Here is a 12,516-nt window from a genome sequence, read left to right as displayed (position 1 = left end):
GGGCATACGCCCGCCTCAACCCCAAGCCCCCATGTTTCGCGCGTTGCGGCGCGGACGAAACTCGTCTTACCCCGGACTTTCCGGGCTGCTCTGGCACTGCCCCCTGGCCGCGCCATGGATCACCTGTGAGAACCTTATGTTTGAAAAATATTTTTCCTTTTCCGAGGCCCGCCGGTTTTATTCGGTGGGTCTGCCCATCTTCATAGCCCAGATTTCACAGACGGGCATGACCTTTGCCGACACGGCTTTTGCCGGGCAGTACAGCGCGGAGCACATGGCGGCGGTCGCCGTGGGCGGCAGCGTGTGGATGCCCGTGGCCCTGCTTGGCATTGGCTGTCTGCTGGCGCTCTCGCCGCTGAGCGCCCAGCTGGTCGGCTCCGGGCGTCCCGACCGCGCGGCGCACCTGCTGCGGCAGGGCCTGTGGCTTACACTGGGTATGAGCATTGTGCTCATGTCGTTTTTTTACGTCATGTCGCTGCACATGGACGCCTTTGGTCTTGAGCCGGAGCTGGCGCGGATCTCCGGCGGCTTTTTGCGGGCCATGCTCTGGGGTTTGCCGGGCTTTCTGTTTTTTGTGAACCTGCGCAGTTTTCTTGAGGGCTTTGCCCGTACCCGCCCGGCCATGATCATCGGTTTGCTGGGCCTGCTGGTAAACGTGCCCTGCAATTACATATTCATCTACGGCAAGCTGGGCATGCCCGAGCTGGGCGGCGTGGGCTGCGGCGTGGCCTCGGCCATCAGCTTTTGGTTTATGGGACTTTGCATGCTGTACTATTTGCGTCGCGACCCGCAGTACAGGCATCTGGGCCCGCTGTTTGCGCCCTTGTTCCGTGGCGTGAGCGCAAGCGAGCCCCGGTTTGACGGCGCGCTGGTGCTGCGCGTGCTGCGCATCGGCCTGCCGGGGGCCCTGGCCCTGTTTTTTGAGGTGTCGCTCTTTGCCCTCAGCGCCATTTTACTGGCCCCGCTGGGAACAGTGATGGTGGCCGGGCACCAGATAGCCCTCAACTTTGGTTCACTGGTGTTTATGGTGCCGCTGTCCATCAGCATGACGGCCACCATACGCGTGGGGCGCTGCCTTGGCGCGCTGCAGTGCGAACGCGCCAAGCTCGTGGCCCGCACGGCCCTGACCCTGAGCGTGATTTTTGCCCTGCTTATCGCCACGCTTACTGTGCTGTGCCGCAAGGGCATTGTGGCCATATATACGGAAGACGCGGCTGTTGCCGCGCTGGCGGCGCAGCTCTTGCTGTACCAGGCAGCCTACCAGATTGTGGACGGGCTGCAGGTGACGGGCATCGGCGTTCTGCGCGGGCACAACGACACGCGGATTATCTCGGTTATCTGTTTTGCGGCCTACTGGATCATCGGCCTGCCTCTGGGCTTTGCCCTGGCAAGGACAAACCTGCTCACCCCCGCCATGGGCGCGGCGGGTTTTTGGGTGGCCTACATTGTGGCGCTGGGATTTGGGGCGGCGTGCTATCTGCTGCGTGTGCGGCAGCTGCACGGGCTTGCGCCAGAAGACATGCTGCAGAGGGTCAAGCGCTAGGCCGTAGTGCCTTTTTATCTGCTTAAACAGCTGGGGCCTGTCTTGCGGCAAGGATTAACATCCAAATCCTTGCCGCAAGACAGGCCCCAACGCGTTTGCCCGCAGCTACGCGGACTTGTGCCGTATATTTGCTGCGGCTGTTGCCGCAATGCCGTCCGCGTTATTTGCGGAAAGCCTGCTTCCAGGTAAATTTGACGACAGAGAGCATGTCGTTGAGGCTGCTTGTTCCCGTGCTTTTGCCGCGAGCCAGGGGGTCCAGCAGCGGAGGTATGGGCGTGCCTGTCTGGGGCTGCGAGGGCGACTCTGCGGTCGGCTCCTGCTGGGGGGGCTGCGACGCGCCAGCGGTGCTGTCGTTCTCGCCCCACAGGGAGATGACGGGGGCTGTAGCCCCCTGCCCCGCACGCATGGCGCCCGACCGGGCCGCAGACCCCTGCTGCGCAGGCGCGTCCTGGTATTCATCTTCCGCCAGCGCAATGCCCACGGGGCCTCGGGCACGCGCGCCCGCCCGCGGGGCGCGGGCCGCTCCATGGGCAGCCTGCGCGGCCGGGGCCAGCTGGGAGAGCGAATCGTCGGCCTCGTCAGCCGCGGTTTCCGCTTCTTCACGCGCCCGTGCGTTTCTGCCGGCCCGCCACTGGCGTTCTGACGCTTCTTCAATTTTTTTGGCCTCGGCCTCCTGCGCCATGGCTTCGAGCGTGGAGCGGATTTCAGCGCTCAGGCCGCGGGCATCCTCGCCAAGAGCCTGCTCAAGGCAGGCCTCCATACTCTTGAGCAGGTCGTCGGAGGTGTCGGCGGCAAGGCACATCTGGGCCATGCGCTCTGTAATCTGCTGACGGGGCGTAATTTCGTAGCCCTGGGCAAGAATGCCAGCCGCATAGTCGTAGTTGCCCTGGCGCATCTGCTGCAGGGCCTCGGACAAAAACGGACTGCGGGCGTTGGGGTCTTCCTGGAGCATGCGGCCATACACGGCCCGTGCCCTGTTCCACTGCCGGGCGCGTACAAAGGTGGCTGCGGCCAGCGACAGATAATGCCGGTAGCGGGCCATGTCGCCCTTGCCCTTCCAGGCTGCGGCCATGCCAAGCTCGGCCTTGCCCTGGATGAGCGCCCCGCGCATGGCCCGTTGAAAGGCGTTGATGGCGCTGTTCCACTTGCGCTGTTCAAGGCACTGCATGCCCACGCGAAAGTAGTCTTCAGGCTGGCGGACGGGTTTGAGCAGGATGCCGTATGTGGCCAGGGCATCGTCAAAGGCCTTGGTGCTGGTCATCTGCCCGGCTTTGTCCAGGTCGTCGAGCGTGGGGCGCGAGCCCACCAAAAAATCAAGATGCGCCTTGAGCTGATCGATGGAGTAGGGCCGCGCAAGCAGGGCGCTTGCCCCGCAGCCGAGGGTTCTGAGCTGTTCGACCTCGCTGTCGTGCGGGAGAATAAGCAGAACCGGCATATCCAGCAGCAGGGGGTGCAGGCGCAGGATGGCGCAAAGCTGCTCGCCGTCCATGTCGGAGAGGCGCTGCGAGCACACGGCCACATCGGGCCGAAAAGCCGGGGGAAGTTCGTCAAGACCGGCCAGCATGCGGGCCGCCGCAACGCCGGAGGTAAGGCACTCTATGCGGTCGGCTCCAACATCGCGCAGGGCGCGCCTGTCGAGAGCGGCCATAGATTCGCTTTCGCTGAGAAGAAGAACATGGATCTGCCGTTGGCGGGTCATGCTTGTCCTTGCCAGAGAGACCTGTTGAACGCCCGCTCTGGAAGAGGCGGGCTGGGCCTTCCGTAAAAATACTATACCCTCAGCGCGAGGCTTGCGCAAGAAAACTGCACCGCTAAATTTATGAAATCAAGGTTACAGCGGGCGGACTAAAGGCGGATGCAAAAAAAGCATGCTCAGTTCATGCATGCATTGCAGCGGTTGCAGAGCCGTATTCGCTGCGGGCTAATTGGCAAAGGGGATGATGTGGGCGCGGGGACTGGGGGCCGCTTCCTCTTCAAATGGGGGCGGGCAGGTGATGACCGTGTGGCAGTAGGGGCAGTGGAGCTCGCCGTCGCTCCGTTCAAGGCGGATGAGCCCTCCCTCGTGGTCGTAGCAGCGCGGGCAGAAGGGCCCAAGGTCAACTTCCTGCGCCTTGAGCCAGTACAAACCGCTGCGTCTGAACAGGTTGCACGAAAGCCTCATGGCTTCTTCCATGGTTTTAAGGCGGGTCTGCAGGAGATGAAGTTCGTCGTGCAGGGCTATGCTGCGCGACTGCAGTTCCATGAGCAGCCGGCGAGCCTGTTCGTCCCGGCCAGAGGCGAAGAGATCGTTGATTTCTTTAAAAAGGCGATAGTGCAGCATGGTTTACTTCCCTATTGCTGCTCTATATCGGAGCCCGGCAGTATATCTTTAGGGGGCTGGAATCCGCCATTGGCGCGGGGTGAAAATTTTTATCCGTATTTTTAGACCGTTGAAGCGGGAATAATTTTTTAGATTTTTTTTAGACCTGCGGGGGGGGCAGGACGCCCCGACCATGATGCGCAGGCATAAAAATGGCGGCTGCGAGACGCTTCAGGCCATATTGACAGCCCGGACGCGAGACATCGCGTCACCGCCCCGTGGATGCGGTCTTGTACAAGCTGTTTTAATAATATCAGTAAGATACGATAATTACATCTTGCGACGCGAAACAGGGTCAAGGGAGCGCAGCATCTCGCGATATCGGGTTTCTTCATCTGCCGAAAGCGACGCTGGCAGCTCCCCGTGGCGCAGCAGTGCCCCGCCCAGCATGTCGGCCTCTTTGCGGGCCCCGGCGCGGCGCACCATGTCCGTGGCGGCATCTGGCACGGGCGTGCTCACCTCAACCGCCTTGCCCTGCTCGATTTTTTGCTGTTCTTCCGCCGAAAGGCGCAGTACTTCCTCCTCCACCAGAATGGGCGCGGCGGCGCGCATGGCGAGGGCGATGGCGTCAGAGGGGCGGCAGTCTATGCGGGTTCTGCCGTCAGGGCCGGAGAGCACCAGAACCGCATAGTACGTGCCCTCGCGCAGGTCGTTGATCTCCACCCGCCGCAGTTCGGCCTTAAAGGCCTTGAGCGTCATAAGAAAAAGGTCGTGCGTCAGGGGGCGGGGCAGGCTTTCGTTGTTGAGCACCAGTGAAATGGCCATGGCCTCCATGGCTCCCACCCACAGGGGCAGCACCGCATCGCCGCTCGCCTCGCGCAACACCACGATGGGTGTTTTGCTCTGAGGGTCGATGGTAAGGCCGAAAACGCGCATTTCTACCATGGTTCCCCCAGTCTTTGGGCCATGAGGCTGTGTTTTTTTGCCTGGCTGATGCGCACCCGCACCATGCGCCCCGTGTGGTCGGCCAGAGGCGGCAGCTCCACATGCACGGGAGCCCCGTAGGGGTCGCGCCCCTGCCAGCTGGGCTCCGGCCCTTGGCTTTCCTTGGGGCTGGGGTTTTCGATCAGCAGCGTGGTCTCGTCGCCGACCCTGTGCCGCAGCCAGTTCGCCCCCAGCTCGTCCTGCAGGGCCTGCAGGCGCAGCAGTCTGTCTTGCGCCACCTCAGCGGGGATTTTGTCGAGAAACAGCGAGGCCCGCGTGCCCGGCCTGTCGGAATAGCAAAAGGAAAAACTGGACATAAAATTGCTGGCGCGCATCATGCGCAGCGTATCCTGAAAATCCTGCTCGCTCTCGCCGGGAAAGCCCACGATAAGGTCGGTGGAAAGCGCCAGGTCGGGCCGCGCCTTGCGCAGACGCTCCACCAGATCAAGAAAGGCCGCGCTGTCGTACCGGCGCTTCATGCGGGCCAGAACGGCGTCAGACCCAGCCTGCATGGGCAGGTGCAGGCGCGGGCACAGCTGGGGCAGCTCGGCAAAGGCGGCTATGTCTTCCGGCCCCATATCCTTGGGGTGCGGCGTTACATAGCGCAGCCGTTCAAGGCCCGGCAGGGCGGCCACTTTGCGCAGCAGGGCGGCAAAGCTTGTGCCGTCGCCGCTTTTGTCCTGCCCGAAGGCGTTGACGTTTTGCCCCAGCAGGGTGATCTCCCGCGCGCCGTTGTCGAGCAGAGCCTTGCATTCATCTATAATAGCCGCGCTGCCGCGTGATTTTTGGCGGCCCCGTGTAAAGGGCACGATGCAGTAGGCGCAAAAGTTGTCGCAGCCCTGCATGATGTTGGCGTAGGCCACGGCCCCGTTGACCACGCCAGGCTCGGTGGTGGCCTCGCGCTCCACATACTGGCTGGTAAAGTCCAGCAGCGAAAGGCGCTGGGCGGGGTTTTCCAGCAGGCGTTCAATAGCCTGCGGGGCATTGCCTATGCCGTCGCTGCCCGCCACAAGGCGCACCTGGCTTTCTTTTTCAAACAGGCTCTCGCCAAGCTGCTGGGCCACGCAGCCAGCCACGCACACGAGCACGGCGGGGTTGCCGCCCGAGAGCTGGCGGATGCGGCCAAGCGCGCTCATGACTTTCTGTTCCGGCTTTTCGCGTACCGAACAGGTATTGACCACCACCACCTGCGCGTCTTCGAGCGGCGCTTCAAAAAAACCGCGCGCACTCAGGGCACGTCCCAGCCAGTGGGAGTCGTGCACGTTCATCTGACAGCCAAAAGTGATGATATGGTACGTTTTTTCGATCATGATTGTTGTTACTGCTCTATGTCCAGGTCTGCATCGTACATGCCGGGCGCGCCTTCTTCTTCAAGAGCGGCCACGCGGTCTTCAAGCCAGTCGAGCACGGCGCGGGCCGTGTGGTAGTTGAGCAGTATGCGGCTGTGTATGCAGCGGTTCACTTCGCGCACGTCCGGCTCGCCGGGGGTCATCTCGTGCCCGATGGAACCGTCGGGGGCCACCAGCTGCTCCGAAAAAGCGGGCAAGGCGTCACTTTCGTGATAAAAATTCATTTCAATTTCGCCCTGAGGGTTTATACCGCCCCAAACGCCGTGGGCTGTCTGCAGTCTCGCGCTTTCATCCATCTGATATTTATAGCGGATCTTTGCGGGGTGGTCACTGGGCTTGTTCATGCGGCATCCTTGTGGTGGTGGTATCAGGGGCTTGGCCGCAGGCTGAGGCCCCGGTTGCAACGACATCAATTGTGCGGCAATTGCATATGATAAAAAAGAGCCCCTGCCAAGTAAAGGCGGCAAACCGCCCCCCCGCGGACACGGCAATGCTCCGGGCCGGACAGACCGTGGCAAACACGGCAAAAAAAGGATTCAAAAAAGCGCGGCGGAGCGCAAAATGCTGCGGCAGCCCGGCTCTGACGCGCGTGCAACAGCCTTGCAGCGGCAAACATGCTCTTGACGATGCCCATTGCATGGATAGAATATCTGCTGCGGCTCATAAGCACGGCCAGGCGCTGCAGCGCGCGGGCAAATCAGGCAATGAGCACCCAAGGAGAACACGTGAGCGAGGCAAGCAGCAAACCGTATGAAATCCGGCGGCATGAAGTGCAGCCCTACTTTGATCTTGAAGCCTTTATGTCCATGAGCAAGGAGACGCGCCTTGGCGGGGCCATACTTGAGCGCCTCGTGGGCCTGTGGGGCGAATGGCTGCCGCAGCTGAACGTGTGCGAAATTGTTACGGGCAAAATTTCGTATCTGGCCGTATGGCTGCCGGAAGACGTGGAAAATTACGTGGACGAAGCGTGGGGCAAGTCAGCCTCTGACGGTTTTATGATTAACAACCTTGCCCAGTTTATGTGCATGGCCGCCGTGCAGGATGCCCTGCCGCAGGTGGAAGACGCTGGCTGTGCGCCCTCGCCGCGCCCCACCGAAACCCTGCGCGAGGCCCTTGCCTCGCTGGGCATCGAATACCGCGAAGCTTTTGGCACGCTGACCCGTCGCTACGCAGTGGTGACGCATTACCCCTTCAAGGGCGGCTGCGAAATATGCCATTTGCAGTCCCAATGCCCCAAGGGACAAGGACAGGCCGAGAGCCCAAGCATTCTTTTGCCGGGCTATGAGGCGGAAAATAAAGAAAACTGATTGCCCAGGCGGCGGCCATGCCGAAGCGCCGTGCGCGCGTATGCGCAGGCCGCCGCATAATGGCGCGCCGGGGGGCCTGACCGATGCTTTTGGTCAACAGCCGCTAGCGGCCTTCCATCACCAGGGTGCGGGCAACTCCGGCAGGCGTGCGCACCACCAGCTCAACGGTACGGGCATTGCGCGCCACCGACTCGACCAGACAGGTTTCCGTGGCGTCCTTGTCGTAGTTGCGTACATCCACCGTGTCGCCCTTGGTGGGGACGCGGTCGGGGATAACTTCGACAAGGTCGGCCGAGTCGGCGTCAAAGCCGTCCCAGGCCAGAGCGGGTATGGTCATGCAAAGACAGCCCAGCAGGGCTGTGGCGAATAGCAGGTGTTTCATGCAAGCATGTGTAAATCCATTTGCCCATCTTGGCAACTGCGCGACCCCAAACGGCCAGCAGCAGCCATCCGCGCGGGCTGGTCAGCTCTGCGACGGGCATGGCCGCGTGGTGCGGTATCTGCGGCTTTCGGTAACAGACCGCTGCAACCTGCGCTGCGCCTATTGCCGCAGTGATATAAACCAAAAATTCATACCCCATCCCAAGGTGCTGCGGTATGAAGAAATGGTGCGTCTGGTGGGCATGATGGCCTCGCTGGGCGTGACAAAGCTGCGGCTGACCGGCGGCGAACCCTTTGCCCGCAAGGGGTGCGACGAACTTTTGCACCAGCTGCACGCGCACTATCCCTCCCTTGACCTGCGTCTTACCACCAACGGAACCCTGCTCGGACCGCACATCCCCATGCTGCGCTCGGTGGGCGTAAGCGCTGTTAATCTCTCGCTGGACAGTTTTGACCGCGATACCTTTGCCAAGGTCACCGGGCGCGATATGCTGCCAGCGGTGCTGGACTCGCTGGACGGCCTGCTGCGGGCGGGCATTCGCGTAAAAATCAACGCTGTGGCCATGCGCGGCGTCAACGACGGGCAGATGGACGATTTTGTGCACGCCGTGCGCACCATGCCCATTGATCTGCGGTTTATCGAATTTATGCCCATGGGCAGCGGCACGCTGTGGGGGCCGGAAACATTCTGGGCCGCTGGGGACATCCGAGCCGAGGCCGAGCGCCGGGTGCAGCTTGACCCTGTGCAGGACGACAGCGCCGAGGCTGGCCCGGCCAGGATGTTTGCCGTGCGCGGCGGCAAGGGGCGTCTGGGATTTATCACTGCCGTCTCCTGCCATTTTTGCGGCACGTGCAACCGGCTGCGGCTCACCAGCGACGGCAACCTGCGCACCTGCCTGTTTGACGACAGGGAGTATCACCTGCGCGGCATACTGCGCAGCCCGCACTTTGACGACGGGCAGCTGGCCCGCGTGGTGCGGCTGGCCTGCGCGGACAAGCCCATAGGCGCTGATCTGCTCAAAGCCCGTAAAAAGGGCGAGGCCGTGGCCGACAAGCACATGGTGGGCATTGGCGGTTAGCCGCACCGACATGGGCACCGCCAGTCGGGATGCCGGATATTGCTGTGCCCCGGTACGCAGGCGCTCTGTGAACCGAGATTCTGCTGTTCCGCGCCTGGCAAACGCCATTTGAAACGCGCCGTCTTTCAGTCTATGCTCTGGCGGTCGCAACCTCTACTTTTGCAAGGAATCCATGATCGCCTATCTTGAAGGCCGCCTGGCCGAAATATGGGGCAATGCCTGCCTTGTGGTTACCCAGGGCGGCGTGGGGTACGAAGTGGCCCTGCCCGCCCATACTCTGGCCGCCCTGCCCGGCAGGGGGGAACCCCTGGTGCTGTACACAAGCCTTTCCGTTCGCGAAGACGCGCTGGAGCTGTTTGGTTTTGCCACCTTTGAAGAACGGCAGACCTTTGAGGTGCTGGTTTCCATCTCCAAGGTCGGCGCCCGTACTGCTTTGGGCATCCTTTCCATATTCCGGCCCGAGGATCTGCGCCGCGTGGTGCTTGAGGACGACGTGCTGGCCCTCACCCGTGTTTCGGGCATTGGCAAAAAAACCGCCGAGCATGTCTTTTTGGAACTCAAGTACAAGCTTAAGGTCGAGGATGTGCCGCAGGCTGCGGTGCTGAGCTCGGGGGTGCGCCCCGGCTCGGTGTTTCGCGATGTGCTGGACGGGCTCGGCAACCTTGGCTACGAGCCGGACGAGTGCGCGCCGCTGGTCAAAAAACTGCTGCACGAAGAGCCGGATCTTGACGTTACCGGCGCACTGCGGGCTGCCCTCAAGGCGCTCGCCAGAGGTAAGGCCTGATGTCGGATTTTACCAGCCAGTGTCCCGACCAGTGCGCTGCTGAAGGCGCGACGGGCATTGATGAAAGCGTGCGCCCCCGCAGTCTCGACGACTTTATCGGGCAGGACGAGCTGCGCGCCAACCTGCGCGTGTACCTTGGGGCCGCGCGCGAGCGCGGCAAGGCGCTGGATCATACGCTTTTTTACGGCAACCCCGGCCTGGGCAAAACCACGCTGGCGCAGATCATGGCCTCCGAGCTGGGCGTCAATCTGGTCTGCACCTCGGGGCCGGTGCTCGAACGCAGCGGCGACCTTGCCGCCATCCTCACCAATCTCAACCGGCACGACATCCTTTTTGTGGATGAAATACACCGCATGCCCATTGCCGTGGAAGAAGTGCTGTACCCCGCCATGGAAGACTTCAAGCTCGATCTGGTAATCGGGCAGGGGCCAGCGGCGCGTACGGTAAAAATCGACCTTGAGCCGTTTACCCTTGTGGGGGCAACCACGCGCATGGGGCTGATTTCTTCGCCATTGCGCGACCGTTTTGGCATTGTGGCGCGGCTCGAATACTATACGCCCGGCGATCTGGCGCGGGTAGTGCAGCGCACTGCGAGGATTTTGGGCGTAGAGGTGACAACCGACGGCGCGGTGGAGATTGGCCGACGTTCGCGCGGCACGCCCCGCATCGCCAACCGGCTGCTGCGCCGCGTGCGCGACTTTGCGCTGGTTCACGGCGACGGCATGGTAACGGGCGAGCAGGCCTCGGCGGCGCTCAAACGCATGGACGTGGACGAGCTGGGGCTTGACCAGATGGACCGCAAACTGCTTGAAGTGCTTATAAAACACTACGACGGCGGCCCGGTTGGCATCAAAACCCTTGCGGTGGCCTGCTCGGAAGAAGTGCGCACCATTGAAGATATTTATGAGCCATTCCTCATCCAGTGCGGCTTTTTAAAACGCACGCCACGGGGCCGCATGGCAACCCCTCTGGCCTACAGGCACTTGAAAATGCTGCTTTCTTAGGTGTATGCTCTCTCAGGCCAGTTAGTTGGCCCACTGCACAAACTGAAAAGGGGAGGGAGCATGCTGCTGCAGGTCATTGAGGGAAAATTCAGCGTCTGCAAGGTGGAAAACCTGCGCGCCGTCAATTTTAATGTGCCCTGGCTGTTTGTGGGCAAGACCGATGCCGAAATTTCTGTGGTCTGCCTGACGGCCGATGTCCCCCACGCCACCCTCGCCCGCGAGGACGGCTGGCGTGCCCTGCGTGTGGCGGGGCGTATGGATTTTGGGCTCACCGGCGTTATGGCGGGCTTGTCCACGGCGCTTGCGCGGGCGGGCATCAGCCTGTTTGCCGTCTCAACCTTTGATACGGACTATATATTGATAAAGGCGGAGAATCTCGCTCCAGCGCTCGAGGCCCTGGAGGAGAGCGGGTATATGATTGAAGGCGCGGCTCGGTAAGCGGGTCGGCTGACGCGGCGGCAGCAGAACGCCGAAGTTTTTTTGCAGCGGGGGGAGGAGCGTAACGGCTCCTTCCCCCGCTGCAGGTTCAGCTGTCTACCTTGCCAGCGCGGGCCGCGTTGAGCACGGCCATAAGCGCCACGCCCACATCGGCAAACACGGCTTCCCACAGGCCGGAAAGCCCCACGATGCCCAGGGCCATGAACAGCCCCTTGATGCCCAGCGCCATAACGATATTTTGCCACACAATAGCCCGCGTGCGCCGCGCTATGCGCAAAAGCTCCGGCAGGCGCGCGGGGTTGTCGTCCAGAATGACCACGTCGGCAGTTTCAATGGCCGCCTCCGCGCCCAGGCCGCCCATGGCCACGCCCACCCCGGCTGTTGCCAGCACTGGGGCGTCGTTGATGCCGTCGCCCACAAATATGGTGTTCTTTACCGGACCAAGGGCTTCGAGGGCTCCGGCTTTGTCCTCGGGCAGCAGACCTGCCCGCAGGGTGTCCAGCCCAAGCTGCTGGGCCACTGGGCGGGCCTGCTCCTCTCTGTCGCCCGTGAGCATGGCGATGCGCTGCACGCCAAGGCGGCGCAAGCCCTGTATGGCCTCGGGCGATTGCGGCTTGATGCGGTCCGCCACCACCAGTGCGCCCAGCAGTGTGCCGCCTCGGGCAACGTACACCACGCTGCCGGGCAGGTTTACATCCATGGGCGCGATGCCTCTGCTTGCAAGCAGGGCGGCATTGCCCGCCAGCAACTCGCCGGCGTCGGTGCCCGCAATTACGCCCATGCCGGGCAGTTCTTGCATGCCGGTAAGCGTTGCGTCGTCGGTGGTCAGGCCCCGGCTCTGCGCCGCCCGCAGCACCGAGCGGGCAATGGGATGGTTGGAGCGGCTCTCTGCCAGGGCTGCGGCGGCAAGCAGGTCATCGGGCGCGATGCCTGGGGCGGGCAGCACCTCGTTTACTTCAAACACGCCTTCAGTGAGGGTTCCTGTTTTGTCCAGCGCCGCCACGCGGATGTCGCGCAGGCTGTCGAGCACCGCTCCGCCCTTGATAAGGATGCCCCGCCGCGAAGCCGCGCCGATGCCGCCAAAATACCCGAGCGGGATGGAGATAAGCAGGGCGCACGGGCAGGATATGACCAGCAGCACCAGCGCACGGTAAATCCACTGAGAGAAGGGCCCAAGCCCGAACAGCGGCGGCAGCACCGCCACCAGCAAGGCAATGCCGGTGACGGCTGGCGTGTACCAGCGGGCCATGCGCGTAATAAAACGCTCGGTAGGGGCCTTGCGCGCCACGGCGTTTTCGACCATCTCAAGAATACGGGCAATGGACGATTCTTCAAAAGCGGCGGTAAC

13 protein-coding genes (1 of these 13 running past the window's edge) are annotated in these 12,516 nt (G+C 62.3%); 6 read left to right on the top strand and 7 right to left on the bottom strand.

Annotated features, from left to right (window positions below):
* Nucleotides 1-136 precede the first annotated feature (136 nt).
* Nucleotides 137-1,543 carry an MATE family efflux transporter gene (locus tag DDIC_RS10015; protein WP_136400304.1) on the top strand — a complete coding sequence of 469 codons (1,407 nt, stop codon included), beginning with the start codon at nucleotides 137-139 and terminating at the stop codon, nucleotides 1,541-1,543.
* Between the two features lie 160 nt (nucleotides 1,544-1,703).
* Here DDIC_RS10015 and DDIC_RS10010 read toward each other — a convergent pair whose 3' ends face one another.
* The 5 genes from DDIC_RS10010 to DDIC_RS09990 form a co-directional block, all read right to left on the bottom strand.
* Entirely contained in the window at nucleotides 1,704-3,242 is a 1,539-nt protein-coding gene (locus DDIC_RS10010) for a response regulator (RefSeq protein WP_136400303.1), read from the bottom strand.
* 222 nt (nucleotides 3,243-3,464) lie between these two features.
* Nucleotides 3,465-3,863, bottom strand: coding sequence for a hypothetical protein (locus DDIC_RS10005; RefSeq protein WP_136400302.1), 399 nt, complete (start codon nucleotides 3,861-3,863; stop codon nucleotides 3,465-3,467).
* Nucleotides 3,864-4,172: 309 nt separating this feature from the next.
* Nucleotides 4,173-4,787 carry a bifunctional nuclease family protein gene (locus tag DDIC_RS10000; protein ID WP_136400301.1) on the bottom strand — a complete coding sequence of 205 codons (615 nt, stop codon included), beginning with the start codon at nucleotides 4,785-4,787 and terminating at the stop codon, nucleotides 4,173-4,175.
* Complete coding sequence (gene miaB / locus DDIC_RS09995; protein WP_136400300.1) at nucleotides 4,781-6,136, bottom strand: tRNA (N6-isopentenyl adenosine(37)-C2)-methylthiotransferase MiaB; 1,356 nt, start codon at nucleotides 6,134-6,136, stop codon at nucleotides 4,781-4,783. The genes DDIC_RS10000 and miaB overlap by 7 nt, the downstream gene beginning before the upstream one ends.
* Nucleotides 6,137-6,144: 8 nt before the next feature.
* Entirely contained in the window at nucleotides 6,145-6,519 is a 375-nt protein-coding gene (locus tag DDIC_RS09990; RefSeq protein WP_136400299.1) for a hypothetical protein, read from the bottom strand.
* A 456-nt stretch (nucleotides 6,520-6,975) separates the two neighbouring features.
* On the opposite strand from DDIC_RS09990, the gene DDIC_RS09985 reads away from it, so the two are divergent.
* The gene (locus tag DDIC_RS09985) at nucleotides 6,976-7,482 is read left to right on the top strand and encodes a hypothetical protein (protein ID WP_136401096.1); all 507 of its coding nucleotides are present in this window, start codon (nucleotides 6,976-6,978) and stop codon (nucleotides 7,480-7,482) included.
* 103 nt (nucleotides 7,483-7,585) lie between these two features.
* Here DDIC_RS09985 and DDIC_RS09980 read toward each other — a convergent pair whose 3' ends face one another.
* Complete coding sequence (locus DDIC_RS09980) at nucleotides 7,586-7,864, bottom strand: DUF5334 family protein (protein WP_136400298.1); 279 nt, start codon at nucleotides 7,862-7,864, stop codon at nucleotides 7,586-7,588.
* Here DDIC_RS09980 and moaA point away from each other — a divergent pair.
* From moaA to DDIC_RS09960, 4 genes are all read left to right on the top strand, one after another.
* Nucleotides 7,863-8,942: a GTP 3',8-cyclase MoaA gene (moaA, locus tag DDIC_RS09975; RefSeq protein WP_136400297.1), complete on the top strand. Its 1,080-nt coding sequence runs from the start codon at nucleotides 7,863-7,865 to the stop codon at nucleotides 8,940-8,942. The genes DDIC_RS09980 and moaA overlap by 2 nt on opposite strands.
* 172 nt (nucleotides 8,943-9,114) lie before the next feature.
* Complete coding sequence (gene ruvA, locus DDIC_RS09970; protein ID WP_136400296.1) at nucleotides 9,115-9,726, top strand: Holliday junction branch migration protein RuvA; 612 nt, start codon at nucleotides 9,115-9,117, stop codon at nucleotides 9,724-9,726.
* A complete protein-coding gene (gene ruvB, locus DDIC_RS09965; protein WP_136400295.1) occupies nucleotides 9,726-10,730 on the top strand; it encodes a Holliday junction branch migration DNA helicase RuvB in 1,005 nt (334 codons plus the stop codon). Before ruvA ends, ruvB begins: the two co-directional genes overlap by 1 nt.
* Nucleotides 10,731-10,790: 60 nt before the next feature.
* Nucleotides 10,791-11,168 (top strand): ACT domain-containing protein, encoded by a 378-nt coding sequence (locus DDIC_RS09960; RefSeq protein ID WP_136400294.1) that lies wholly within the window; start codon nucleotides 10,791-10,793, stop codon nucleotides 11,166-11,168.
* 88 nt (nucleotides 11,169-11,256) lie between these two features.
* Here DDIC_RS09960 and DDIC_RS09955 read toward each other — a convergent pair whose 3' ends face one another.
* A protein-coding gene (locus DDIC_RS09955; protein WP_136400293.1) for a heavy metal translocating P-type ATPase crosses the window boundary here: on the bottom strand, nucleotides 11,257-12,516 show its 3' portion. The gene runs 726 nt beyond the window's last position; only the last 1,260 of its 1,986 coding nucleotides appear in the window; the start codon falls outside the window, past its right edge — the gene reads right to left on this strand; it ends in the stop codon at nucleotides 11,257-11,259.

This window comes from Desulfovibrio desulfuricans (assembly GCF_004801255.1).
Classification (GTDB): domain Bacteria; phylum Desulfobacterota; class Desulfovibrionia; order Desulfovibrionales; family Desulfovibrionaceae; genus Desulfovibrio; species Desulfovibrio desulfuricans_C.
Note: the sequence above shows the minus strand (reverse complement) of the source record. Positions and strands in the feature narration are given on the sequence as shown.

Excerpts from the sequence above, each read along its gene's own strand:
- DDIC_RS10015 (WP_136400304.1), top strand. The coding sequence starts at position 137 with ATGTTTGAAAAATATTTTTCCTTTTCCGAGGCCCGCCGGTTTTATTCG.
- DDIC_RS10010 (WP_136400303.1), bottom strand. The coding sequence starts at position 3,242 with ATGACCCGCCAACGGCAGATCCATGTTCTTCTTCTCAGCGAAAGCGAA.
- DDIC_RS10005 (WP_136400302.1), bottom strand. The coding sequence starts at position 3,863 with ATGCTGCACTATCGCCTTTTTAAAGAAATCAACGATCTCTTCGCCTCT.
- DDIC_RS10000 (WP_136400301.1), bottom strand. The coding sequence starts at position 4,787 with ATGGTAGAAATGCGCGTTTTCGGCCTTACCATCGACCCTCAGAGCAAA.
- miaB (WP_136400300.1), bottom strand. The coding sequence starts at position 6,136 with ATGATCGAAAAAACGTACCATATCATCACTTTTGGCTGTCAGATGAAC.
- DDIC_RS09990 (WP_136400299.1), bottom strand. The coding sequence starts at position 6,519 with ATGAACAAGCCCAGTGACCACCCCGCAAAGATCCGCTATAAATATCAG.
- DDIC_RS09985 (WP_136401096.1), top strand. The coding sequence starts at position 6,976 with ATGTCCATGAGCAAGGAGACGCGCCTTGGCGGGGCCATACTTGAGCGC.
- moaA (WP_136400297.1), top strand. The coding sequence starts at position 7,863 with ATGCAAGCATGTGTAAATCCATTTGCCCATCTTGGCAACTGCGCGACC.
- DDIC_RS09980 (WP_136400298.1), bottom strand. The coding sequence starts at position 7,864 with ATGAAACACCTGCTATTCGCCACAGCCCTGCTGGGCTGTCTTTGCATG.
- ruvA (WP_136400296.1), top strand. The coding sequence starts at position 9,115 with ATGATCGCCTATCTTGAAGGCCGCCTGGCCGAAATATGGGGCAATGCC.
- ruvB (WP_136400295.1), top strand. The coding sequence starts at position 9,726 with ATGTCGGATTTTACCAGCCAGTGTCCCGACCAGTGCGCTGCTGAAGGC.
- DDIC_RS09960 (WP_136400294.1), top strand. The coding sequence starts at position 10,791 with ATGCTGCTGCAGGTCATTGAGGGAAAATTCAGCGTCTGCAAGGTGGAA.